Raw genomic sequence first — 22617 nt, forward strand, 5'->3', positions numbered from 1 at the left:
AACATTACAGATAAGCGTGTTATATCGCTCTGCACATTTGAATAAATAGTCAGTTCCGCAGTCATAGAAGGAAATTATGGGAGTTGCCATTTGGGCTGCACTTCGGCAAATAGAAGCACTTCGTGAATCTGTTGCTTTCACAATTGAACACGGGGCTATCCAAAAAAACAAAAAATTAGATCTTGAAGAATTTGCTCAATGGATCAGGGATCAAGGTGTCACACCTGTAATCATAACTTATAGGGATTTTGAGACAGACCAAGAAACTGGAGAGGAAGAAGTCAATCTCCTTATATCAATGGAGAAATTTCTTGAGGAACGTTATCCATATGCACGAGCTGTTAGCAACGAGATGCGCCACATACAACATGGCGGTTTCGATTTTGGAGTTCATCGCAGTGGCGTAAGCTGGCACAGTTTACCCAACTTTGTCATTACTTCCGCTTTTGTTCGATTATTGGGAGCATCCGAGCAGTTTGAGTTAGATGTTCTCAAATCCCTTCTGTACTACAGACCTGCTGGAAAAGATGAGCTAGTCGATGAGTGTGATGTGGTTGCGGTAACTCCTGAAGTTTTAACAGAAGAACCTGACGAATCTGGTGCTTACTCAAGACCAACGATTTGGACGTGGATTAAGAAATCCGCTGAGAATAATGTAGAGCGAAAGAAAATTTTCAAGGGAGTTTATGAGATTGAAACTACACCAGAAGAATTTAATGGATTAAAGAAATCCGCTGTCAACAAGTATAGAAATGAACTTTATGAGAAACGTAACGCGATTGCACATGGACGTGCAAACGTCAAAATGCTTCTGAGCGATTACTGCACTGCTGAAATGTTTATGTTTGAAACAATTCGCACAATTGGTCAGCAGTGCCTTGATAAGCTGAAGGTAAATTTATGAGTTCAGCTAGCTGGACATAGTTACAATATTGGTTTTTATGGATAAAAAATATTGGACGTAGCCTTGCTACGAGAAGTGTTCTATGATTTTCGAGTTTCCATCTGAGGATGATTGGCAGCGTATATCTCGCACTTTTCCGTTTAAGGAACTCAATATTCCAAACGATAGTTTCGGTCAATACGGAGCTGCAAGTAACGATTTCAACCTACTATTTACGAAGACAGAACTGGAGGAATGGACAAAACATCTAAAAAATCGATTGTATGACGTTCACATGAGTTATGTAATGTTGTGCTTCTACTTTGAAAAAGGTATTCCAGACAAGGAATGGTTTATTTCGCCAGGACGGAATGGTGAGTCCGTTCAATATTTTCCACATTTCACCCAATATCACTTTCAAATAAAGAGTTGGTTTGATTACTATGTGGACACGTTCTATTACAAACTGTTTTCGGCACTGGATACTATAGGGCAGATTCTCAATATCAGGCATAACCTAGGGATAAAGAAACCAGATTTAGGTAAGGTTATGAAAAAACTAGAAAAGATGCGTCCGGATATTCATAACGAGCTAAAGCGATTGAAAGACAAGTCTGCTTTCAAGCAAGCGAATGAACTGAGAAACGATATTACACATAACTTCTTACCAAGTAGCATAGGTGGAAGCATTACAAAATTTCAGGATGCACCTGCTTTAGGGATCGGAGAATATGTACCATCGGCAACTATTAAACAAAATGTTATCGATGTGCTTTATGTATTTGCCGATATCCTGAATTATCTCAAGAGAGATGATAAATAGAGTTTTGCACAGCCATAGCTGTGCAAGCGGATAACATTATCTATATCGATAGATCTTTGCGATCGCGTTTACCTTCCATCTCACTTCAAGCGTTGGGTTTCGTTTCGAGTTATATGTCACCGATGAGTTTAGCTGTTAGCGTTCCAAGGATGCGATCGCTATGCTTGAAGATGTTATATAAGAATTTATACTCACAAAAAAGAGCTGTGTTAGTAGATAGATACAAGTGCTAGACTTTGTGGACTCCCAAAGAGGATTAGCTGTGGCTTCCATCACCATTAACATTCCAGACGCTCAATTACAGAAGTTGCAACAATTAGCACAGGAAAACGGAATCTCTCTTGAAGACTTGCTACGTGCAAGCATTGAGGATTGGCTCAGTTATCCAAAGAGCGAATTTGTCCAAGCGTCAAACTATGTGTTGAAGAAAAATGCTGAGTTATATCGACGCTTGGCATGATACGTTACCTGACGCTAGTCGAAGTGCTTAATCTGCACCGTCAGATTATCGAGCAGTCAGGAGGTGCTTTGGGTGTGCGTGACTTGGGTGCATTGGAATCTGCTCTAGCTCAACCTCGCATGACATTTGGCGGAGAAGATTTGTATCCAACGCTTGTTGATATGGCTGCTGCTGTAGGTTTCTCGATAGTGATGAATCATCCGTTTGTGGATGGCAATAAGCGCACAGGTCATGCGGCAATGGAAACGTTCCTGGTCTTGAATGGAATGGAGATTAGCGCTTCTGTCGATGAGCAAGAACAGGTTATCCTCGCGTTAGCATCTGGTAATTCAGGGCGTGAGTCGTTTGTCGAGTGGTTGAAGCAACATATCACAGCCATCGAACAGTAGCTTTAACTATTATCTACTACAGTAATGTATCAGTTGGAGCGATCGCGCTTACCTTCCATCTCACTTTAAGCGTTGGGCTTCGTTTCGAGTTATCTGTTACTGATGAGTTTAGCCCTTAGCGTTCCAAGTATGCGATCTGCGCTTCGCAGCAGCGCTTCGCTATCGCAGTTAGGTTGAGATTGTGATGGGCGATTGCCCAAGGGGCACCAGCAAAGCTGATCGCACAGCTACGCTAAAATCTAGGCACAGTACTCTGAGAGCTTGATTATGAAAATTAAGGCAGTCATCTGGCAGGAAGATGGGGTATGGTGTGGTTCTGTACCTGCTCTACCAGGCTGTCACACTTGGGGAGAAAGCTACGAGCAACTGTTGGAGATGCTAGAAGATGCTATTCAGGGTTGGCTGGAAGTTGCTAGTCAACAGGAAGAGCTTGAACCTGAGAAACAATTGATTGAGCTATCTGTATGAAATCTGTTTCCGGTAAAGCTCTTTGTAAGATTGTTGAGCGATATGGTTGGGAACTAAAACGAGTCACTGGTAGCCATCATATCTACGCTCATGAAGATATTAGGGCGATTCTCTCCATTCCTGTTCATGGTAATCGGGATCTGCCTACTGGAACTTTAAGAAGACTTCTCAAGGATGCTGAGCTTACTGAAGAAGACCTAGACTAACAGCGCGATCATCCATCACGGTAGGTTGAGTTGACACAAGGAAATCCAACATCTACTTTTGCTCATCATCTATGCCAATAACAGCGATCGCGCCTACCTTCCATGTGACTTCAAGCGTTGGTTTGGTTTCAGGGTTATCTGTCACCCAAGAGTTTAGCCGTTAGCGTTCCAAGGGGAGCGATCGCAAAGCTTGATATACTCATGAGATTTGACAATCAAATTCCATGAGCGGCATTGACCGTGACATTATCCTCGACCTCCGGCATATCGCCAAACATCTACCCGATACAACTCCAGTGCAAAGGTTATTGAGACGAGGACGATCAGCTCACGTTTTTAACGATGATGCCACAATGGATAGAATTGCCCAAGCCATTATAGAAACAGGAGAATATACAGGCATCATCAGAGGATATGAGCGTTACGGGTTATTTTTTACTGAACCCATTGGTTACAGAATCAATCCTGATGATGGTTCCCGAACTCCACTATTCTATGGAGAGGTGAAAATTGATACAGAAAACCGATATCACGTCATCCCCCGCACTCGACCCAGTGAGGGATAATTGGCACTTTACAGAAGTCTGGATCGATCCAATGTTGTCACCTCCATATGTATTACTACTCCTGAGCAACCAAGCAGGACACTGTTGCGTGTACGATCCTGCCGAAGGTTACAAGGTGATATTTAGCAGTTCAACCTACCAAGAAGCGCAGAATTGGCTGCTAGAAGATGAATATGAGCCAATTGAAGGGCGACTCTGTGCATCTGACTTTCAGTAGAGTGCGATCTGCTGAAAGCAGCAGCGCAACGCTCTCGCAAGCTTGCTGACGGTAGTTTTATTGCTTCATTATTGGGTAAAGAAGTGAACCGTTGAAGCTCATACCAATTCTCTATGAAGTTGCACTTTATGAACCCCCGGCTATCGCCGTCCCCCTTATTAAGGAGGACTACAGGGGGTAATCAATTAAGTGTATTGTTACTGAGAAATGGTATCACAACCGATTAACAACCCCTTGCACTTAACTGCCAATCAACTTGAGCCTTGCAATACTGTGAACTGATGAGTTGTGTACTCGAAACAATACGATTACAGCTTCGTTCTTGCCAGATAGAGGATGTTCAAATTGTCCACATACTCTGGATAAATGACTGCATTCGCTATTTCCTCTTCGACAACCGAGTAATTTCGTTGGACGAGGCACAATCCTTCGTTGAGGACAGCCTTGCAAACTTTGAACAGCATGGGTATGGAATCTGGCTAGTTTTTGAGCGCGGCAATGACAGTCTCGTCGGTTTTGCTGGCTTCTTGCCTTCACAAGAAGGGACTCCCAGTTTAATTTACGGAATTCATCCTAATCGCTGGGGATGTGGTTACGCCACGGAAGCCACCAGTGCCGTGTTGAATTATGCACTGGAAAATCTTGCTCTGTCCAAGGTGAGGGCGGATGTAGACGAACCGAATGTTGCATCTGTGCGAGTACTTGAGAAGCTACGCATGAGGCGAATCGGTGACGCAGTCGTTAATGGGCATCCACTTATTTATTTTGAGCGCTCGCGCTCGGAGGAGTCAATCAATAGTTAACCGACTTAAGCTACTAATGGAGGCGGTAAGTTAAGAGTTATTTGGCACAAACAATAATAGAAACGTAGTGATCAGCAAAATGTTGATAATCGTATTAAACTGCTGAAGTTGGCATTAGCAGAAATACAGAGGGGCATAAATCTTATGTCAGATTGCGGTTGCAAGATGGAAGCGCGAAACAAGCAGGAGCGGAAAACCCTTCTCACCGTTCTTACTATCAACAGATTGATGTTTTTTATCGAGTTTGGCTTCGGGTTCTTGGCACAATCTATAGGACTCATTGCTGATTCCCTCGATATGTTTGCCGATGCTTCTGTTTACGCTATCAGTTTGTACGCGATCGGTCGCAGTGTTTCACTTAAAACTAAAGCGGCTTTCATCAGTGGCATTACGCAAATAGCGCTAGCGTTGACGGCACTAGCGGATGTAATGCGTCGATTTATTTGGGGTAGTGAACCCATCAGTGGCTTAATCATAGGAATTGGTCTTCTTGCACTCATTGCTAACGTTACCTGCTTGCTTCTGATCTCCAAGCATCGACAAAGAGATGTTAATATGAGAGCCTTGTGGATCTTTTCCAAAAATGACGTGATTGCGAATTTAAGCGTTATTGTTTCTGGCGGTATTGTCGCGTTGACAGGTTCTCGGTATCCTGATTTTGTGATTGGATTCATGATTGCTGTTTTGGTATCGTGTGGTGGCTTTCAAATTTTACGCGAAGCTCGAACCTTATCAGTTGTGAACAATGAACGAAAACAAAGAACCCAATCAATTTTTTCGTAATGAAAAGTTAGATGAAAATCAAATCTTTGTTGAGGTGCCCACCGATCAACAATCCCAGAAAATTAGATTGACACGACACACCTTAACAGCAATAAATGTCAAAGATTCACAATAGTGAGAGTGGGCTAACCGTTCGCGTAGCGAGAAATGATTGTGACAGACTATATTCTTCAGATAGCAACCAGCCTTGATGGATACATTGCAAGATTAGATGGGAGTATTGATTGGTTACCAGTCCCTGAAGAGGGTGGCGAAGATTACGGCTACACTAAATTTTACAATTCAATTGAAGCATTGGTCATGGGTGCTACCACCTATGAACAGGTTTTAAGTTTTGGCGATTGGCCTTATCCAGGCAAATTTTCGTATGTTTTAACCACTCGAAATTTATCGACGACACGCACTGATGTACGTTTTGTGAAAGGTGGTGTTGAAGAAGTTGTAGAGGATGTCAAGAAGAAGGGTTATAAACGAGTTTGGTTGGTCGGAGGTGGAAAGGTTGCAGCCTCATTCATGGAGAAGGGATTAGTGAGCGAGTACATTATTGGAGTCATTCCCATTATCTTAGGAGCAGGTATCTCTCTGTATCAATCAGTACCAGAACAAAATCTCGATTTGATTGAGACAAACACTTTCTCTTCTGGTGTAGTCGGGCTTCGTTACAGGAAGAAGTGATACCTTGATTGATTGATTATCCATTGGCACGCGATCTAACAATTGTTGTAGCCAACACTCAAAGCCATTCGTGTTGTGTTCAAGCGTCATTACTGCTGCTGAATGTACATTCAATAGCAAAAGCAGAATTATCTTGGCGATCGCCACTTGGATGCGTCAACCTGAAAAACGCTGTAGTGTCTCCAAGTATAATCTCTACTATTTTCTGAACTTCCAGCCCAGCTATGATTCACCCAAAGCAAGTCGATCGCTTCAACGGTTCACTCACCGAATTGGCAGAAGACCTAGGGAATCTTCAGTACGATGTCCTTGCAGAATTTCTCGGCTTACTTGCTGTCAAGATTGAGCAGGATGCAAAAAAGGATAACGAACGTGGCAGAGTCAAGCTTGCAGCCTCATTGAAGCGATGCGCTGATGACCTGAAGAATGCGAAGGATGGGATTACCCAAGCATGGACAATCTGTCAACCTTATATAAAAGATTAGAGCGAAAGCTGATCACCCAATTGGGTCAGCCAACAGGATGAAGTGTGATTTCCGTAATCACTTGTAGCATGAGTGTAGTTAACTAAAGCTTAAATTGCTGCAACTGCCGCATCCTACGAAATTTTATGACTACGCTAACCATCCGCCCTTATGCCGGGGAAGCCGATTTAGAAGCGATCGCACATCTCATAAACGCTTGTGAAGCAGTAGATCGCACGGATTCAGGTACATCTGTCTCCGAACTACGACAATCGTTTGATGACCCATCCGTAGACAAAGCCCGTAACATCTATCTTTGGAAAGATGCAGAAAATCAGATAATTGGAATAGGTCGGTTGTGGATTCCTCCAGCAGACACAGTCATTGATGGCTTTCTGGGGTTTCGCGTCCACCCCACGGCACGGGGCAAGGATCTAGAGAAACAGATCATTGCGTGGGGCGAGGGACGGATGCGCGAGATACAGCAAGAGCGTGGTGTGCTGATGAAGCTACGCTCTCGCTCTCGCGCCGATCAATCTGAGCACGTTGCCCTACTAGAAAGCTCCGGTTTCAGAGCCGATCGCTACTTCTTCACAATGGAGCGATCGCTCTCACTACCTATCTCAGAACCTCAACTGCCAGAAGGTTTTGTAGTGCGGGAGATGCAAGGAGAACAGGATATTCAGGCTTGGGTAGAGATGTACAACCAGGCGTTTATCGACCACTGGAATCATCATGAATTAACTGTCGAGCGAATGCGCCATGAATGGAAAAACCCATACTACAAACCCGAATTAGACTTGATTGCGACGGCAACCGATGATACCTTTGCAGCCTTCTGCCACTGTCATATCAATCCAGAAGACAACAAACGGAACGGACGCCATGAAGGTTGGATTATCTGTCTGGGGACACGGCGAGGCTTTCGTCATCGAGGACTGGGACGGGCAATGTTGCTGGCTGGAATGCAGCGTTTACAAACGGCTGGTGTAGAAATAGCCAAGCTTGGTGTTGATGTCGAGAACCCCACTGGTGCGCTTCGGCTTTACGAATCCGTGGGTTTTCAAAAAGCTTACACTAACATCAGCTATGTCAAGGATGTGTCTAATACCGAGTTGCTGTCTAACGTAGAATTTAACGTAGACGCGTAGCGGCTTGCCGCAGCGTCCCACAAAGGGCACTCCAGGACGCTGAGGTAAGAGAAAGAGAGAGTTATATGTTTGAATGCAACTTGGTATAACATTTTGATTTCCCTGTTACAGCAAAAAGACTGGAGTCGCAATTGACTCCAGTCTTTTTTGTTTCGCCCAAATTTGAATTTTGCCTATATCGTTAATTGAATTAAGAAGTACATGGTTTAGCAGTATGTCGATTCAAGCAGGGAGAGAGGTGAAATTTACACAAGTCCTAGAGAAGTTAACCAAATGGAGACACGAACTGGTTGAGCAAATGAGGAATCCCAGCACAACTCAGCGAGTGAGAGAGGAGACGCTGCTATTGAAAAGTCAGCTCGATCACGCGATCGCCTGTCTCCAGATGTGTGAACGATACCAAATCTCACTCAATGCCAAAGTGATGGAAATCCCTCCACCCCAAAATAGGCGTTCATCTAAATACTATTTAATGGATGACTGTGGCTCAACAGAGCGTGATTGTTGGACAGAGGTACAGGCTAATGGCAAATCTCTTGCCGTTTCACCTGAAACTCTTCTGATTCAGCGGGACGCTGGTGCTTCTTGTTCAACCGTTAATTCTCAGCGTCGAGCTTAGAGGCATGTATACTTTACCCTGCACTATGTGCCGCTTCGTTAACATACTTTATTGGGTCAGCTTGTAGGTTTTAACAATATCTTGTAGTAGACCTTCACAAGCATCTAGGAGCAAATCGATCACTTTGTCAAATCCCTCCGGTCCACCGTAATAGGGATCAGGGACTTCTCGCTCACCGTGATGGCTGGCAAAATCACACATCAGTCGTACTTTATCCCGATACTTTCCGACTGGATCGAGGGAGAGAATATCTCGATAATTCTCCCGATCCATGGCTAAAATTAGGTCGAAGGTTTCAAAATCCGATTTTTGAAACTGCCGTGCTTGTCCCTTGAGCTTTATCCCCCGACGCAGAGCGGCTGTTGTCATGCGTCGATCTGGGGGAGAACCAATATGATAACCGCCAGTTCCAGCCGAATCACAGATAATGCTGTCAGTGAGACCTGTTTGTTCAATCAGGTGATTCATAATGTTCTCGGCGGATGGAGAACGGCAGATATTACCAAGGCAGACAAAAAGGAGTTTGCAGGACATAGGTATAATACTTAGCTTCTTGTGCCGTCAGAACAACGACCAATTGTTAGACAATGAGAATCTTGCACGTTTGTGTCGGGAACAGTTATCGCTTCCTGTCCTACTCCGTGCAGGCTTCTCGCTGTACCAGTGTTAAGTTTAGCAACGAAACTGCCCCATGCTGCCGTTACTCCTCTTGAAACCGGATAGCTCAACTCAAGCTCAACCATTGGCACTGTCCTTCCGGCAAAAGTCCATTGGTTACCCTAAATGTCAAAGGATGCTGCCTGATTCCAGGGTAATTTAAGGAAAGTATTGAATGTTCAAGTCGCGTCGCCGCTCTTATCGAAAGCCCCGTCGTTCATTGCCACTCCCACTCATCCTCGTAGCTATCCCTCTAGCTTTGATTCTCCTGGAATTGTCGGTACGGCTTTTCGTTGGTGTTACGGGTAAAAGCGCTGAATTAGCAGCTTATGAAGGTCAACCAGCTAATGTCACCGCTTACTGTCTCCAGTTCCTGAGTCAAGAAAAAAAGCCCTACGACGGTTTACCCGACCGTGGACGCCTTGCCGCCCAACCCAGTCTAGCTGGAGGCTACAAATTAGTCGGCAACCAAAAGAATAGTTTCTGGCAGATTAATGAGCAGGGTTTCCGCGACGACAACCCAGTTCCCTTAGAAAAAGCCAAAGAAGAAATCAGAATTTTTCTTTTAGGTGGCTCTACCGCTTTCGGTCAATGGAGTGCCAGTAACCAAGCAACCGCGACCATAGCAAAGAAGCTGGAAGTCCGTCTGAACGAACGGGTGGCGCAGCAGAGGAGTTCTCCCCAAAAGTACCGACCGATACCGTTGCCAGTCTATAAACCGGAACTAGAAAAAGCACTGACTTTGCCACCGAAACTTCGAGAGGGTCAGTATCGAGTAATTAATGCGGCTGTACCAGGCTATGCCTCTGGAAATCAACTGGCTCAGCTAGCCCTGCAAATTTTGCCCTACACTCCAGATGCTGTGATTGTTTTGGATGGATATACCGACCTGATGCTGCCCAGTCATAAAGCTCAAACGGATATTCCCGAAATCGACGGCTTCTTGAACAACGCACCAAGACACTTATGGGCTTACCTCACTGGGAAATTGACCGATTGGATTACCGATACTTATTTAGTGAAAGCTATACAGTACTGGCTATTGCGTCCGCAGCCATCAGTCAGTCAGCTCAGTTTGGTGGTCACGGAAAAGACCGCGCCCTTAGAACAACATCTTGCTCCTGACCCGACTGAACTACAGCGTCGTGTGGCACGATACCACAACTTCCACAAGCAAATGGTCAAGCTGACGACAGGGGCAAACATTCCTTTATTGATTGCTGTTCAGCCAGAAATTACAGGTCGCGGTACGCGTCAGCTTTCGCGCGATGAGCAAAAGCTTTTAAAGGAATTGGGAGCTATTTACAAACAACGGGTACAAACAGGGTACGCCCAGTTGGAGAAAGTCACACAAAAACTACAGGAGGCGTTTCCCAAAAATGTGAAAACTCTATACTTTTACAATCTTTACGAAAACTTTCCCAGTCGAGCGTTTTATGACGCCATTCACTTGACCGAGGAAGGGAACGCCCTGCTAGCAGAGCAATTGTATCAGGCGATCGCAACTGTACCCAAGCTACAAGTGGCTCCCCCCAAAAAAAGGGGGATTGGGAATGATAACGAAGGATGAAGGATGAAGAAGGGAAATTTTATACGAGGCGATGTCCTCATATGAACTCCAGCGCGGCGCTAATACCCTTCACACTTCATACTTCACACTTCATACTTTCCCAGCCCCTACTGCTTGCAAGCAATTACATTCCGGGAAGATTTAGCCCACTGGTGAGTTCTTCCATGCGTTCGCGCATCGTCGCGGTGGACTTATCGTAGGCATCTCTCATGGCTATTGTCACGAGTTCAGAAAGTGCTTCTGCGCCCTGACCCATAGCATCGGGAGAAATGGTTACTCGTATCGGCTCTTGGTTACCGCTAAGAACAACCTTGACAGTACCATCGTCTGAGGAACCCTCAATCTCCATCTGCTCCAATTCTTCCTGAAGCTGTTTGGCACCTTGTTGAACCTCTTGGGCTTTTTTGAATGCCTCGGCAAGCTCTTTCATCTTGCCTAAACCGAAGCCAAATCCTTGTCCTTTTGTCATAAAAATCTCCGGGAAGTCTGGGAACCCACTCCTTCCAGGGGTGGGAGGAAAGACAACTCAGCAGCTAAAGCTGCCTACAGTAGTCTTAATCTTAGTACTACTCGTGTCTCTGTAACAGCTTTAGACGGGTTGAAACTCGCCTAATATTTTCACCTCTGGCTCTAACCAGAGTGACCAATGCTGTTCTACTTGTTGTTGAATATGACGAATGATTTGGAAGATATCGCTGGCTTGGGCACCGCCACAATTGAGGATAAAGTTGGCATGGCGCTCCGCGACTTGAGCACCACCAATGGTGTAGCCTTTTAGGCCGAGTTGTTCAATTAACCAAGCCGCCGGACGAGTATCGGGATTGCGAAAGACGCTTCCACAACTGGGTAAGTGATAAGGCTGAGAGCGTCGTCGTTGCTCTAAATGTTGAGAGGTTGCGGCTCGAACTTGAACTGGATCAGCGCCCGGTTTTAACTGAAAGGTTGCCTCAACGACTAAGCGATCGCCGCATTGTAAGCTAGAGGTACGGTACTGAAAGCCCAAGTCTTGAGGGGTTAGCTCCTCTATGACTCCTGTCGGTGAAAGAGTTTGGGCATTGACCAATATATCTGCTGTGCAGTTTTTGTGCGCTCCTGCATTCATGACGACTGCACCACCGACGGTACCAGGAATGCCCACCGCCCACTCTAGCCCTTCCCAACCGCGTTCTGCGGCTTGCCATGCCAGACGAGCAATGGGTTCACCAGCACCGGCTGTGACTGTCCCTGTTTCCTCGTCGAACTGGGTGCGGCGTAAATGGCGAGTACAGATCACTAAACCGGGCAAGCCGCGATCGCTAATTAATAAATTGGAACCCGCCCCCAATAGCGTTAGGGGCAATCCTTGAGAGTGCCCCCACTCAAAGCTCGCTTGCAGATCTTCTAGGCGTTGGGGAGCAACGTACCACTCGGCTGGACCTCCGACTCGAAATGAGGTCAAGCTAGCTAAAGAGGCTTGAGCTCGGAGCGGGCAATCGGTTCCGGGCAGGTAAAGCAGCGACTCGTTATAAAGTATTTTCTTTTGGGTGAGTGTGCTATTAACACGGGGGGGATCGTGGGACAGAGTCATATTAATATGCGTGAAAAGAATGCCAATGGGTCTTGGGCAATGGAGTTGGGGCCAACCGTATGGTTCTGGGTTTAATTGAGTGTGAATTATGCGCTTGGGTTTTGCGATTGGGGGTTAGGAGCGGGATTTGGGGTTCAGCTTCCCAGTCCGAGCCCCCCATGCCGAGAGTGCCTCCATCAAACTCAGGCTTTCTGGCTCAACTCTTTGGAGCTATCGCTGTCAGCCTTTTGATAAAATTCCATCACCTGGGGAATAATTTGATTGAGATTGCCCGCTCCCAAAAACAGGGCAAGGTCTCCAGGTTGGAGGGTTTGTGTGAGAAATTCGGTGACAGACTCTAGAGTGGGTTGGTAATACACCCTCTTACTCTCGTGACAAGCCCCGTTCGCTGAATTCTGCGAGGCAGCACAGATCTCATCTCGAACCCGTTGGCCTGTTATTTGTCCTAAGTTGGGTTCGCCAGCACTATAAATATCGGTAATCACCACAATGTCAGCATTGTCGAATGCTTTAGCAAATTCTGACAAGAATGTCAAGGTGCGGCTGTAGCGGTGGGGCTGAAAAATTGCCACAATGCGTTGTTGCTCGGACGGTAGTCCTAGAGTTTCGCCTCCCCGCAAGCGGGCGGCTGCGAGTGTTGCCTCGATTTCACTAGGGTGATGGGCATAGTCATCGACAAACGAGATGCCATTGCACTTACCCCGCAACTCAAAGCGGCGCTTCGCTCCTTCAAAGGTAGCGATCGCCGACTCGATCACGTTAAACTCTAAACCCAGATATCGCCCTACGGCTACGGCGGCTAAGGCGTTGCTGAGATTGTGTTTACCCAGCAGCTTCAGATGTAACTCACCCAAAACCTGATCGCCTTCCCACACACAGGCTGTAGTCCCAAACGGTTGATATCTCACATTATCAACGCTGTAGTCAGCACCAACATCTCTCCGCAGGCTATAACTTTTGGTAAGTTTGAGACGCGATCTCACCGTCTCACAATCAATACACCCGATTAACGTTTGGCAGTGTTGAGCAAACGTCTCGAAGATGCTAATCACCTCTTCGAGTGACTCATAGTGGTCTGGATGATCCAACTCAATATTAGTAATGACACCAATCTTCGGAGAAAGCTTGGCTAAAGACCCATCCGACTCATCCGCTTCGGCAACAAGATAAGGACTCTCCCCTAAGCGCGCATTACCCTCCCATGCATCGACCTCACCCCCTACGACAATCGTGGGATCAAGACCCGCTTGCATTAGGAGATAACCAATCAAACTACTCGTTGTTGTTTTGCCATGAGTTCCTGCAACTGCAATGCTTTGGTAATCTTGAATCAAAGCAGCCAGTAAGTCCGAGCGATGAAAAATAGGATAGCCTCGTTCTAAAGCCGCCTGATACTCAGAATTAAATGGATTAATCGCGGTTGAACAAATGACTTGAGGCAAGTCTAAGGGAACTTTTTCCGTCGGTAGGAGCGAGTTCGATTTTGAGGGTTCACACGAGATTCCCGCATTCGTACTCATACCAATCGCGGTCGGGAATGCTTCATAGATGGACTCGCTTCCTGTTCGGAAAAATTCCAAGTTAGTCGCATCTTGCTTTCTAAAAAGATGAGCACCGACCGCTTGCAAACGTCGAGTAATATGCGTCGAACGAAGGTCTGACCCAGATACAGGGAGTTGACGCTTTGCTAGAACGTAGGCAAGGGCTGACATGCCAATTCCACCAATCCCGATGAAATGAAATGGCTTCCCGCTAAAATCAACATTATTCGGCATCTTGACTCCTTACACACCACACCACACAAGCCTACTGTGCCAATAACACGCGCTATCATATCAAGAATTGATTTTTCAAGATATAGCGAACAAGAGATTTATCTGAAGTTTCTCGCTATAGGTCTACTTATGATAGATTGTGTTATTGGTCAGTTGGATTTTTCTATCCCTAGACGGTTTTTATTATTAAACATATAGGCTAAATCCTGATCCGGAAACTTAAATCAAGGAATGACATTCCTAAACCCCAGGCGCGAGTTGCCAAATGTCGCGCTCGACTGGCTCCGTCACGCCAGTACCCTCCAGCGATTAATCCTAACCTTGAGTTAGTCTAATCTGTGCTGAATTGCGTATGGAACGAATAGCCATTTTGGGCGGCACATTCGATCCGGTTCACTGGGGACACCTGAAGATTGCCGAGACAGCATTGAGCCAGCTAGAGCTGGAAAGGGTGATTTGGGTACCCGTTCACCGTCCTCCCCATAAACGTGGGCGACGCTATGAGCATCGGCGGTTAATGGTGGAAATCGCGATCGCACAAAACTCAGCGTTTGTCCTCGATCCGAGGCAAGCCAATCATACTGAACCCGATTTTGCGAGCGATACTTTAGCTGACCTTCAAGATACATATCCTAACCGCCAGTGGTTCTGGATTGTCGGTCTAGACGCCTTCCAGACTTTACCACGATGGTACTGCCGTGAACGACTGATTCCAGCGTGTGATTGGTTAGTGGCACCCCGCCCTCTGGCTATGACTTCAACTGATGCTGGAGTCTCAACCCGTACTAGTCATCCCCAGGAAATCGATTTCCAAGCAAGCTGGCTGTGTCAACAAGTCGCTGAGCAGCTAGCCTCTCAAGATATCCCGATTCGCTGGCAGATGCTACAAATGACACCCCTTAAGATCTCATCCAGCCTGATTCGTCAGTACTGCTCTCAACGCCACTCTATTCGCGACTGGGTGCCAGAAGGGGTCCGAGCTTATATTACTACCCACAACCTCTATGTAGAAAATTAGGGATTAAGCGTTTGACATAGAGGCAGGGAAAGGTAAGCCCAGCGAATAGACATGGGGTAAGGGGGAAAACTTGCTCAATAATCCTGGACAGAAATTCGTTCCCTCTCCTGCTTCCCTGCTCTCACGCTCTTGTCCGCCGCCGCTTTTGCTTCTCCATTGTCCCTTCTCAACATCCTTAACTAAATTACCTGTTAGAAATACTCATGCTTTGCGATATGATCGGGAATATTAAAAAAGTATTTACTTAGTTGAAGACAGAGGGCAAGACGCAGTGATTAGAGTAGCGATCAATGGGTTTGGGCGCATCGGCCGCAACTTCGCACGATGCTGGCTGACCAGAGAAAACAGTCAGATAGACTTAGTGGGCATTAACGATACTTCTGACCCCAGAACCAATGCCCACCTGCTGAAATATGACACCATGCTGGGGACATTGGATGCTGATATCAGCGCTGATGATAACTCCATCATCGTTAACGGTAAAACCATTAAGTGTGTATCCGATCGCAATCCGCTAAACTTGCCCTGGGCTGATTGGGGAATTGACTTAATCATCGAATCGACGGGTGTCTTTATTGACAAAGACGGAGCTTCCAAGCATATCGCAGCCGGAGCCAAAAAAGTGCTGATTACAGCTCCTGGCAAAGGCCCGGATGTTGCTACCTTTGTGGTAGGCGTTAATCATAACGACTATGACCACAGCAAGCACAATATTGTTAGCAATGCTAGCTGTACCACCAACTGTCTAGCTCCTTTTGCCAAGGTGCTTCATGAACACTTTGGCATCATTAAAGGGACGATGACGACGACCCACAGCTACACCGGGGATCAACGTCTTCTGGATGCCAGCCACCGGGATGTTCGTAGGGCAAGAGCGGCAGCGATGAACATCGTGCCAACCACCACCGGTGCAGCAAAAGCCGTGGGTTTGGTTCTACCCGAACTGAAAGGTAAGTTGAATGGTATTGCCTTGCGGGTACCAACCCCGAATGTGTCCGTGGTCGATTTGGTGGTTCAAGTCGAGAAAAGCACCATCGCTGAGCAGGTGAATGACGTTCTCAGAGGTGCCGCCCAAGGCGAACTCAAGGGCGTTCTAGAATACAGTGACCTGCCGCTGGTTTCCTCAGACTATAAGGGTCATGATGCTTCTTCGATTGTGGATGCCAGTCTGACCATGGTCATGGGTGGCGATATGGTCAAAGTTGTTGCCTGGTATGACAACGAGTGGGGCTACTCTCAGCGCGTTGTAGATTTGGCTGAGCACATGGCGAAGAATTGGCAGAGTTAGCAAAGAGATTTGAGGTTTTAGATTGGCGATTTTGGCGCAAGCACACTGACATCTAACAAGCTCAAATCTAAGTCTAAATTTGCTGTTGTTGGATCTATCTGAGGGTAACCGACTGGGTTGCCCTCATTTTTGTCACAGTTATTCACACAAAGATCGGTGTCTATTCATCTTTCGCTTGCGGTCGCTCACGACATGCGGCTTGTAAGCACTGAGGAATAAAATTCATCCGTCCAATACTCAAAACCCACAGAGAAAATCCGAGAAACGATCGCCCAATCTCAAAAATGCTGAAATCCCCTACTCAGCGTCAACCGTTCCTCAGTAAAAGTGCCAGCGCTGTCTCTTAACCAAACCTCATTACCCCTGGTAATCGTACCAATCACAGTGGCTCCTTCACCTAGTTGTGTCACCAAGGTTTCAGCAGGTTCTGGAGGCAAACACAGTACGAGTTCAAAGTCTTCACCGCCATATAACGCCCAGTTCATCGCCTGCTCTGGGGACAAGAACTGACTCCAGGGCGCTGGCAAGGAAATCTTCGTGCGTTCAATAACAGCACCCACGCCACTAGCACGGCAAATTTGGATAACGGCATCGGCTAACCCATCGCTGCTATCCATTCCAGCTAGGGTAATGGGTAATGGAGAATCTAAAATTTTCCCCAAATTAGGCAGGATATCAAGTCTGGGTTTGGGGCGTTGGTGAGCTTGGATGAAACGCGATCGCTCATCTTCACTCAAATTTTCCCCTAACTCTGGGTTGAGCAGTAATTCTAACCCGGCTCGCGAGGCACCATGAACGCCTGTAACCACAATCGCATCCCCAACTTGGGCAGCATTGCGGCGGATCATCCGGGCAGGGGAAACTTGCCCGAAAGCGGTAATTGCGAGACTAACAACGGGCGATCGCACCACATCACCGCCAACAATCTCTGTATTGTATTGCTGCAAGCAATCAGTTAGACCTTGGTAGACTCTCTCTACCCAACTGACTGAAGTCTCACTCCTAATACTTAAACCCACCGTAATCCCTAACGGGGATGCTCCCATTGCCGCTAAATCTGATAAATTAGCCGCCGCCGCACGCCAACCAACATCTTCTGGTGAGGTGGTGCGATCGCTAAAATGCACTCCATCCACCAAAACATCCGTTGTCACGACCAACGATTGCCCCGACTCTGGAAATGGAAGGACGGCAGCATCATCGCCCACAATATCTCTAGGGCAAAATTGCTGCAAGCGTTCCAGAAGTCCCTGTTCCCCAATGTCTCGAACGAGTAGGGAGGACAGTTCACCACTCATGCCGATTTATCAGCATGAGGACGCCGCTGAATCTTCGGGAAGCGATAGAAGGTGTCCCCATCAGCATCTACTTCGGGAACTGCTCCAAACATCTTCACCTGACGCTCTAGATACTTCCGCGCTTGCTCCACATCTACTCTCGATGCTGCCGTTAGCTGAATCAGAGAGATACAACTGCTTTGCTCTTCAAGGAGCTGATAGAAGGAATCATCCAACTGCTGACGATTGAAGGCCGTTTCCAACTGCTGCTGGCGATTTAGGGGGCCAACACGCAGAAATACGCCCGCCAGAATGACGAGCGTAATCACCAGTACTAAATCAACAATTGGCATTGAGAATCGAGCAACTACGAGGTTGGGGTGTCAAGTATCGTGGGTTGAGAATTAGGAGTGATTACTGCTTCTGGCTTGGCTATAGCCTCAGTAATTTGCGAATTGACTAAATTCTCAGCCTCTTCAACCACTTTAGCGGATTCAATTTCATCCCGCTTTGTAGATGTTTGCTTTTGCCCAGATGAAGCTTCCGCGACTTGGGGTGTGACCAAATTCTCGGCTCCCTTCACAACTTTAGCGGATTGGATGACATCGCCCTCTTTCAGCTTTTCGAGTACCTCTTTGCCCTCGACGAGATAGCCAAAGACAGAATAACGTCCATCTAGAAGGTTGAGACCGGCTGGGGTTAATTCGGGTTCAAACAGGAAGAAGAAGAACTGAGATGAGCCACCATTCGGGTCATCGCCTGGACGCGCCATAGCGACGGTACCGTAGGCAGAGAAGGGCAGTACCGGCTGGTCACGGTAACGACCTGCGTCTTCTAAGGTAATGCCATAGACTGGCTCGGAGTCTCCTCTGACGAGGACTTCTAGGGGAATGGCTCGGTATTCGCCTGTTGCGGGGTCAACAAAACCCTCTTGTTTTCCCGGTGGATCACCAACTTGTAACACGTAGAAGTCTTCGGCGCGGATAAACTCCAGTCCGTTATAAAACCCTCGCTGAACCAAGTCCACAAAGTTACCAGCCGTAACAGGGGCACTGTAGCCATCAACCACTACGGTTAAGTTACCTTTGTTGGTGGTCATTTCTACAGTGGCGCGGCCTTTGAGCTGAGGCAGGTTGCTGTACTCTGCGGGTACCTCAAAGGGAAATTTCCCCATCATCAACTCTTCAAGTTCACCCACTTGATCGAGGATTTGACCCCGCAGAATCAAGATCTGTTCTTTATCTTTCGCTTCAACCGCTTCTCGGATTGAGGCAATGCCTTGATTCATTTGAGCAATCAAGGCTTCGGCTTGGGGTTGTTTCTCAATAGGGATGTCGGCGAGAAGTTTCTGTGCGCGATCGCTCAAAATTGTAGCCGCTTTGGTAATATCTCTACCGACCGGACTCCAGCGCTTAGCCCGTAATTGTGTGGAAATATCTTCAAGACTGGCTTGAATATCCCGCACAGGCTGATTGTCAATCGGTAGCGAATATCGCAACAAGGCTTTGCCATCTGTGATCGCATTTCCCACGGGTAATCGGCTTTCACGGGCGGGTTGGCTGTTCCCCGAATCCCACCAAGCCCCAGACAAACCTAGGGAGAGCGTAACTAAGAGCAGCGCTAGGAGGCTGGTCTGTGTCAAGCGTTTGTACCAATCAAGCTTGAGAATTTTTGAAAATCGCATAGCTATATCACTGAAGACTTCGCACCATTAGGTTTGAGGCTTATCCACAGCATGAAAGAACTTTATTTTTCATATTGCCATGAAGGGTTACACCTTAGACGGTTGAAGGTTGAAGCTTAGCAGGTCGAGCCAATTGGCAAATTGTCATTCAAGAAGGCAGAAGGCAGAAGAAGGAAGGCAGAAGGGAACCCATTGAAAGGGGTTTCAATCCCCTTTCAATTGGGAGCCATCAAACCGAAGTTTTGTTTATGGGCTTCATACCCTTACTCCTTAAAAGTCGTGGGCCAAGGATAAAGACATTTCTTCTGCCGTCTGCCGTCTGCCGTCTGCCGTCTGCCGTCTACCGTCTACCGTCTACCTTCTACCTTCTGCCTTCTGCCTTCTGCCTTCTGCCTTCTACCTTCTACCTTCTGCCTTCTGTCCTCGTATGATCTCCGGTTTGCCTTTTCTGGTGAAACCGGATTTTCCCACCTACAATCTTTGATGACCGCAACAGAGGTAAAATAAAGTGCCGATAGCCAAGCAGTAGCGAGTCTATCGAGCGTCTTGTTCTGCCCTTTGAAACAGGTTCATGATTTCTAGTAACGACTTTCGCCCTGGTGTCACGATTGAGTTAGATGGGTCTGTATGGCGGGTAGTGGAGTTTCTCCACGTCAAGCCTGGGAAGGGTTCCGCCTTTGTGCGTACAAAACTGAAAAACGTGCAAAGTGGAAGTGTTGTTGAGAAAACCTTCCGCGCTGGAGAAACGGTACCCCAAGCCAATCTGGAAAAGCGCACAATGCAGCATACCTACAAAGAAGCTGACCAGTTTGTCTTCATGGATATGGAAACCTATGAGGAAAGCAGTCTGAATTCGTCTCAGATTGGCGAACGCGTCAAGTATCTCAATGAAGGGATGGAGGTTAATGTTGTGACTTGGGGTGATCAAGTTCTGGAAGTAGAACTTCCCAACTCGGTCGTGTTAGAAGTTGTGGATACCGACCCCGGTGTCAAAGGCGATACCGCAACTGGTGGTACGAAACCCGCGATCGTTTCAACCGGTGCTCAGGTCATGGTTCCTCTGTTTATTTCGATCGGAGAGCGGATTAAAATCGACACCCGTAACGATTCCTACTTGGGTCGCGAATAATCGGTTTTGACCAGGCAAGAAGCATCGGGGTGGGTTGAAAGTTGGCAAGTCTTAGGGTTGAATGTTGACCCGTTGCAAGTTGACCGTTAATTAAAGATAACCTTTAACCTTCTTTCCCGACGCGACGCTTGAACACATGCTCCGAAAGGGCTTATGCTGTGCCATACAACCTTTTAACCCTCAATCCTTCCTTCAACCTTCAAGCTGTTTCTCGCCCCTAGCTCCTGATTTAGTTGTGACATTAGACTTTAATCAACTTCGCGAATTGCTCACCGCGATCGCACAAACCGATATTGCGGAATTGACCTTAAAAAGTGCTGACTTTGAACTGACAGTGCGTAAAGGCATTCCGATGGCTACGAGTGTTGCCCCATCTCTAAGTAGCCCTGGCGGCAACACAATTTCGGGATTGGTCAATGCCTCTACCCCAATGGCAACCCTGCCGACTTCATTGACTCCTGTCCCGGCAACCGCCACTACTGAGACGGCACCAGCACCGCCCGTGGCGACTCCTCCAACCGTAGATCCCAAATGGGTAGACGTTAAGTCTCCTATGGTGGGGACATTTTACCGATCACCCGCTCCAGATGAACCGCCTTTTGTGGAATTGAGCGATCGCATCCGCACGGGACAGACAATTTGCATCATCGAAGCGATGAAGCTCATGAATGAAATTGAAGCCGAAGTCTCAGGACAGGTCATGGAAATTCTGGTGCAGAATGGAGAAGCTGTGGAATACGATCAGCCATTGATGCGGATTAATCCAGGTTAAGACTCCTCCTGTTTCGCCTGCGTGGGCTTTCTTAAGCGATTTCTGTAAGAATTCCTTGAAGATTACTCCATTGTTATCAATAGACTAACGATAGCTGGTAAAATTTGGGGATCACTTAGTTCGGGATAGTAGGGATGCCCACAGCGAACACTGTACCACAAGAAGTAGTACAACAAGTTGCTGAATATTTTAGTATCTTGAGTGAGCCAATGCGACTGCGAATTTTAAATTTGCTCCGCGAAGGCGAAAAATGTGTACAAGAGCTAGTAGAGGCAACAGCCACGAGTCAGGCGAATGTATCCAAACACCTCAAGGTGATGCTGCAAGCCGGTATCCTCAGTCGTCGATCTGAAGGAACATCAGCTTACTACAAAGTAGAAGACGAGCTAATTTTTGAGCTTTGTAATTTGGTTTGCGATCGCCTCGCCACACGAATTGAACAGCAAGCCCGTCATTTCCGGGACTTCAGCCTCACCAATAAGGAGTGACCTAAACTTCCCCTAGCTGATCAATTCAGGAAATAACTTTCTTGCACGGGTCGATGGTACAAAGATGAGTGGGAGAGCGAAAACCCTCCTAACCCCTAATCCCTCGTTGTCAGAGCTAGAAAAACGCTATAGATTAAAGTTTTGCTCGAAGGTTTCGCGAGTGATCGGCTGATCCAGCATTAACCCCTCTCCCCCTAAAACTTCTAGTGGCTTCCCTTCTACAGAAATCCAGACTTTAGCTGATGGCTCTAAAGTACTAGCGGTGTAGATAACCTGCGCTACCCGACCCGTCATGGAGGCACTGCCGCCACCATCGGTAAATTCCTTGGACAAATCTACATGAACACCGTCAGGTTTGGAAGTGACCTTTCTCAGCGTTGTTCCTTGAGGAATTGTTGTAGCGAAAGCTGGGTCAGTCGGCCCTGCTAATAAGCTGTTGAATGCGCTTTCTAAAAGTTCACCAGGTTTGCCGGTACTTTTGAGTGAGACCGGACTAGGAACGACCTGTACTTTGTTATTGACATTATTGACCCAATAAACCTTAACGGTTTCCCCTTGCACGGACTCGACAGGCTTATTCGGTCTTGAGCCTAAGGGCTTCGCAGGCTGGGGCTGTACTGATGTGGAGGGCTGGGCAGGCTGAGACGGTACAGATGCAATTGGTGATGGTGTCGTTGTCGTGGAAGACTCACTAGAATTCGAGTTTTCCCCCGGTGAACATCCTCCTACGGCTACGAGTACAGCAGAAATACCAGCGATCACACATAAAACAGGAATGCGACGAACATTATATTGGTCTTGCATTGTAAATAGTTCCTCACAACTTTGACTTTATTTGACAAACTGAGCTAAATTTTTTCTGGGGGCTTTGATATAATTGATATA

At 46.9% G+C, this 22617-nt stretch carries 28 protein-coding genes; 20 read left to right on the plus strand and 8 right to left on the minus strand.

Going from position 1 to position 22617, the window contains the following annotated elements; translation table 11 throughout:
• Positions 1–76 precede the first annotated feature (76 nt).
• From NDI48_13610 to NDI48_13675, 14 genes are all read left to right on the plus strand, one after another.
• Complete coding sequence (locus tag NDI48_13610; GenBank protein ID MEP0832208.1) at positions 77–904, plus strand: hypothetical protein; 828 nt, start codon at positions 77–79, stop codon at positions 902–904.
• Positions 905–986: 82 nt separating this feature from the next.
• Entirely contained in the window at positions 987–1706 is a 720-nt protein-coding gene (locus NDI48_13615; protein MEP0832209.1) for a Cthe_2314 family HEPN domain-containing protein, read from the plus strand.
• A 262-nt stretch (positions 1707–1968) separates the two neighbouring features.
• Positions 1969–2166 carry a ribbon-helix-helix protein, CopG family gene (locus NDI48_13620; GenBank protein MEP0832210.1) on the plus strand — a complete coding sequence of 66 codons (198 nt, stop codon included), beginning with the start codon at positions 1969–1971 and terminating at the stop codon, positions 2164–2166.
• A complete protein-coding gene (locus NDI48_13625) occupies positions 2163–2555 on the plus strand; it encodes a type II toxin-antitoxin system death-on-curing family toxin (GenBank protein ID MEP0832211.1) in 393 nt (130 codons plus the stop codon). Before NDI48_13620 ends, NDI48_13625 begins: the two co-directional genes overlap by 4 nt.
• Before the next feature lie 267 nt (positions 2556–2822).
• Positions 2823–3023 (plus strand): type II toxin-antitoxin system HicB family antitoxin, encoded by a 201-nt coding sequence (locus NDI48_13630; GenBank protein ID MEP0832212.1) that lies wholly within the window; start codon positions 2823–2825, stop codon positions 3021–3023.
• Complete coding sequence (locus NDI48_13635; GenBank protein MEP0832213.1) at positions 3020–3229, plus strand: type II toxin-antitoxin system HicA family toxin; 210 nt, start codon at positions 3020–3022, stop codon at positions 3227–3229. The genes NDI48_13630 and NDI48_13635 overlap by 4 nt, the downstream gene beginning before the upstream one ends.
• A gap of 224 nt (positions 3230–3453) precedes the next feature.
• Positions 3454–3795, plus strand: coding sequence for a hypothetical protein (locus NDI48_13640; GenBank protein MEP0832214.1), 342 nt, complete (start codon positions 3454–3456; stop codon positions 3793–3795).
• Complete coding sequence (locus NDI48_13645) at positions 3743–4012, plus strand: hypothetical protein (protein ID MEP0832215.1); 270 nt, start codon at positions 3743–3745, stop codon at positions 4010–4012. Before NDI48_13640 ends, NDI48_13645 begins: the two co-directional genes overlap by 53 nt.
• Positions 4013–4275: 263 nt before the next feature.
• Entirely contained in the window at positions 4276–4815 is a 540-nt protein-coding gene (locus NDI48_13650) for a GNAT family N-acetyltransferase (GenBank protein MEP0832216.1), read from the plus strand.
• 165 nt (positions 4816–4980) lie between these two features.
• Positions 4981–5598: a cation transporter gene (locus NDI48_13655; protein MEP0832217.1), complete on the plus strand. Its 618-nt coding sequence runs from the start codon at positions 4981–4983 to the stop codon at positions 5596–5598.
• 147 nt (positions 5599–5745) lie between these two features.
• Positions 5746–6273, plus strand: coding sequence for a dihydrofolate reductase family protein (locus NDI48_13660; protein ID MEP0832218.1), 528 nt, complete (start codon positions 5746–5748; stop codon positions 6271–6273).
• Between the two features lie 224 nt (positions 6274–6497).
• Positions 6498–6758 (plus strand): hypothetical protein, encoded by a 261-nt coding sequence (locus NDI48_13665; protein ID MEP0832219.1) that lies wholly within the window; start codon positions 6498–6500, stop codon positions 6756–6758.
• A 125-nt stretch (positions 6759–6883) separates the two neighbouring features.
• Positions 6884–7888, plus strand: a complete 1005-nt coding sequence (locus tag NDI48_13670; protein ID MEP0832220.1) for a GNAT family N-acetyltransferase — start codon at positions 6884–6886, stop codon at positions 7886–7888.
• A gap of 214 nt (positions 7889–8102) precedes the next feature.
• Positions 8103–8507 (plus strand): hypothetical protein, encoded by a 405-nt coding sequence (locus NDI48_13675; protein ID MEP0832221.1) that lies wholly within the window; start codon positions 8103–8105, stop codon positions 8505–8507.
• 48 nt (positions 8508–8555) lie between these two features.
• Here NDI48_13675 and NDI48_13680 read toward each other — a convergent pair whose 3' ends face one another.
• The gene (locus tag NDI48_13680; GenBank protein MEP0832222.1) at positions 8556–9041 is read right to left on the minus strand and encodes a low molecular weight phosphotyrosine protein phosphatase; all 486 of its coding nucleotides are present in this window, start codon (positions 9039–9041) and stop codon (positions 8556–8558) included.
• Between the two features lie 298 nt (positions 9042–9339).
• Here NDI48_13680 and NDI48_13685 point away from each other — a divergent pair, with 298 nt between their 5' ends.
• Entirely contained in the window at positions 9340–10734 is a 1395-nt protein-coding gene (locus NDI48_13685) for an SGNH/GDSL hydrolase family protein (protein ID MEP0832223.1), read from the plus strand.
• Between the two features lie 124 nt (positions 10735–10858).
• Here NDI48_13685 and NDI48_13690 read toward each other — a convergent pair whose 3' ends face one another.
• The 3 genes from NDI48_13690 to murC all read right to left on the minus strand — a co-directional run bounded on the left by NDI48_13690 (position 10859) and on the right by murC (position 14076).
• Complete coding sequence (locus tag NDI48_13690; GenBank protein ID MEP0832224.1) at positions 10859–11203, minus strand: YbaB/EbfC family nucleoid-associated protein; 345 nt, start codon at positions 11201–11203, stop codon at positions 10859–10861.
• Between the two features lie 120 nt (positions 11204–11323).
• Complete coding sequence (gene murB / locus NDI48_13695) at positions 11324–12301, minus strand: UDP-N-acetylmuramate dehydrogenase (protein MEP0832225.1); 978 nt, start codon at positions 12299–12301, stop codon at positions 11324–11326.
• A gap of 182 nt (positions 12302–12483) precedes the next feature.
• Positions 12484–14076, minus strand: a complete 1593-nt coding sequence (gene murC, locus NDI48_13700) for a UDP-N-acetylmuramate--L-alanine ligase (GenBank protein ID MEP0832226.1) — start codon at positions 14074–14076, stop codon at positions 12484–12486.
• Positions 14077–14428: 352 nt separating this feature from the next.
• On the opposite strand from murC, the gene nadD reads away from it, so the two are divergent.
• Both nadD and NDI48_13710 read left to right on the plus strand, forming a co-directional pair.
• Positions 14429–15094, plus strand: a complete 666-nt coding sequence (gene nadD / locus NDI48_13705) for a nicotinate (nicotinamide) nucleotide adenylyltransferase (protein MEP0832227.1) — start codon at positions 14429–14431, stop codon at positions 15092–15094.
• Between the two features lie 271 nt (positions 15095–15365).
• Entirely contained in the window at positions 15366–16382 is a 1017-nt protein-coding gene (locus NDI48_13710; protein MEP0832228.1) for a type I glyceraldehyde-3-phosphate dehydrogenase, read from the plus strand.
• A 278-nt stretch (positions 16383–16660) separates the two neighbouring features.
• On the opposite strand, the gene thiL is transcribed toward NDI48_13710, so the two are convergent.
• Genes thiL through NDI48_13725 form a run of 3 tightly spaced genes read right to left on the minus strand, consistent with a single transcriptional unit; the run spans position 16661 to position 19343 of the window.
• Positions 16661–17680: a thiamine-phosphate kinase gene (thiL, locus tag NDI48_13715; protein MEP0832229.1), complete on the minus strand. Its 1020-nt coding sequence runs from the start codon at positions 17678–17680 to the stop codon at positions 16661–16663.
• The gene (locus tag NDI48_13720) at positions 17677–18012 is read right to left on the minus strand and encodes a hypothetical protein (protein MEP0832230.1); all 336 of its coding nucleotides are present in this window, start codon (positions 18010–18012) and stop codon (positions 17677–17679) included. The genes thiL and NDI48_13720 overlap by 4 nt, the downstream gene beginning before the upstream one ends.
• A 14-nt stretch (positions 18013–18026) precedes the next feature.
• Positions 18027–19343 (minus strand): peptidylprolyl isomerase, encoded by a 1317-nt coding sequence (locus NDI48_13725; GenBank protein ID MEP0832231.1) that lies wholly within the window; start codon positions 19341–19343, stop codon positions 18027–18029.
• Between the two features lie 571 nt (positions 19344–19914).
• Here NDI48_13725 and efp point away from each other — a divergent pair.
• The 3 genes from efp to NDI48_13740 all read left to right on the plus strand — a co-directional run bounded on the left by efp (position 19915) and on the right by NDI48_13740 (position 21732).
• A complete protein-coding gene (efp, locus tag NDI48_13730; GenBank protein MEP0832232.1) occupies positions 19915–20472 on the plus strand; it encodes an elongation factor P in 558 nt (185 codons plus the stop codon).
• Between the two features lie 235 nt (positions 20473–20707).
• Positions 20708–21244: an acetyl-CoA carboxylase biotin carboxyl carrier protein gene (accB, locus tag NDI48_13735; GenBank protein MEP0832233.1), complete on the plus strand. Its 537-nt coding sequence runs from the start codon at positions 20708–20710 to the stop codon at positions 21242–21244.
• A gap of 134 nt (positions 21245–21378) precedes the next feature.
• Entirely contained in the window at positions 21379–21732 is a 354-nt protein-coding gene (locus NDI48_13740; protein MEP0832234.1) for a metalloregulator ArsR/SmtB family transcription factor, read from the plus strand.
• Between the two features lie 126 nt (positions 21733–21858).
• Here the strand turns inward: NDI48_13740 and NDI48_13745 are convergent, their stop codons facing one another.
• Complete coding sequence (locus NDI48_13745; GenBank protein MEP0832235.1) at positions 21859–22536, minus strand: GerMN domain-containing protein; 678 nt, start codon at positions 22534–22536, stop codon at positions 21859–21861.
• Positions 22537–22617: the final 81 nt, after the last annotated feature.

It is taken from the genome of Microcoleus sp. AS-A8 (genome assembly GCA_039962225.1).
In the GTDB taxonomy this organism is placed as follows: Bacteria; Cyanobacteriota; Cyanobacteriia; order Cyanobacteriales; family Coleofasciculaceae; genus Allocoleopsis.

What these genes read in the sequence shown, in the direction of transcription:
- NDI48_13740 (MEP0832234.1), top strand. Translation starts at nt 21,379, where the DNA reads ATGCCCACAGCGAACACTGTACCACAAGAAGTAGTACAACAAGTTGCT.
- NDI48_13725 (MEP0832231.1), bottom strand. Translation starts at nt 19,343, where the DNA reads ATGCGATTTTCAAAAATTCTCAAGCTTGATTGGTACAAACGCTTGACA.
- thiL (MEP0832229.1), bottom strand. Translation starts at nt 17,680, where the DNA reads ATGAGTGGTGAACTGTCCTCCCTACTCGTTCGAGACATTGGGGAACAG.
- murC (MEP0832226.1), bottom strand. Translation starts at nt 14,076, where the DNA reads ATGCCGAATAATGTTGATTTTAGCGGGAAGCCATTTCATTTCATCGGG.
- NDI48_13670 (MEP0832220.1), top strand. Translation starts at nt 6,884, where the DNA reads ATGACTACGCTAACCATCCGCCCTTATGCCGGGGAAGCCGATTTAGAA.
- murB (MEP0832225.1), bottom strand. Translation starts at nt 12,301, where the DNA reads ATGACTCTGTCCCACGATCCCCCCCGTGTTAATAGCACACTCACCCAA.
- NDI48_13690 (MEP0832224.1), bottom strand. Translation starts at nt 11,203, where the DNA reads ATGACAAAAGGACAAGGATTTGGCTTCGGTTTAGGCAAGATGAAAGAG.
- NDI48_13615 (MEP0832209.1), top strand. Translation starts at nt 987, where the DNA reads ATGATTTTCGAGTTTCCATCTGAGGATGATTGGCAGCGTATATCTCGC.
- NDI48_13720 (MEP0832230.1), bottom strand. Translation starts at nt 18,012, where the DNA reads ATGCCAATTGTTGATTTAGTACTGGTGATTACGCTCGTCATTCTGGCG.
- NDI48_13660 (MEP0832218.1), top strand. Translation starts at nt 5,746, where the DNA reads ATGATTGTGACAGACTATATTCTTCAGATAGCAACCAGCCTTGATGGA.
- NDI48_13665 (MEP0832219.1), top strand. Translation starts at nt 6,498, where the DNA reads ATGATTCACCCAAAGCAAGTCGATCGCTTCAACGGTTCACTCACCGAA.
- NDI48_13630 (MEP0832212.1), top strand. Translation starts at nt 2,823, where the DNA reads ATGAAAATTAAGGCAGTCATCTGGCAGGAAGATGGGGTATGGTGTGGT.
- NDI48_13635 (MEP0832213.1), top strand. Translation starts at nt 3,020, where the DNA reads ATGAAATCTGTTTCCGGTAAAGCTCTTTGTAAGATTGTTGAGCGATAT.
- NDI48_13745 (MEP0832235.1), bottom strand. Translation starts at nt 22,536, where the DNA reads ATGCAAGACCAATATAATGTTCGTCGCATTCCTGTTTTATGTGTGATC.
- NDI48_13685 (MEP0832223.1), top strand. Translation starts at nt 9,340, where the DNA reads ATGTTCAAGTCGCGTCGCCGCTCTTATCGAAAGCCCCGTCGTTCATTG.
- nadD (MEP0832227.1), top strand. Translation starts at nt 14,429, where the DNA reads ATGGAACGAATAGCCATTTTGGGCGGCACATTCGATCCGGTTCACTGG.
- NDI48_13610 (MEP0832208.1), top strand. Translation starts at nt 77, where the DNA reads ATGGGAGTTGCCATTTGGGCTGCACTTCGGCAAATAGAAGCACTTCGT.
- efp (MEP0832232.1), top strand. Translation starts at nt 19,915, where the DNA reads ATGATTTCTAGTAACGACTTTCGCCCTGGTGTCACGATTGAGTTAGAT.
- NDI48_13625 (MEP0832211.1), top strand. Translation starts at nt 2,163, where the DNA reads ATGATACGTTACCTGACGCTAGTCGAAGTGCTTAATCTGCACCGTCAG.
- NDI48_13655 (MEP0832217.1), top strand. Translation starts at nt 4,981, where the DNA reads ATGGAAGCGCGAAACAAGCAGGAGCGGAAAACCCTTCTCACCGTTCTT.
- NDI48_13680 (MEP0832222.1), bottom strand. Translation starts at nt 9,041, where the DNA reads ATGTCCTGCAAACTCCTTTTTGTCTGCCTTGGTAATATCTGCCGTTCT.
- NDI48_13675 (MEP0832221.1), top strand. Translation starts at nt 8,103, where the DNA reads ATGTCGATTCAAGCAGGGAGAGAGGTGAAATTTACACAAGTCCTAGAG.
- NDI48_13640 (MEP0832214.1), top strand. Translation starts at nt 3,454, where the DNA reads ATGAGCGGCATTGACCGTGACATTATCCTCGACCTCCGGCATATCGCC.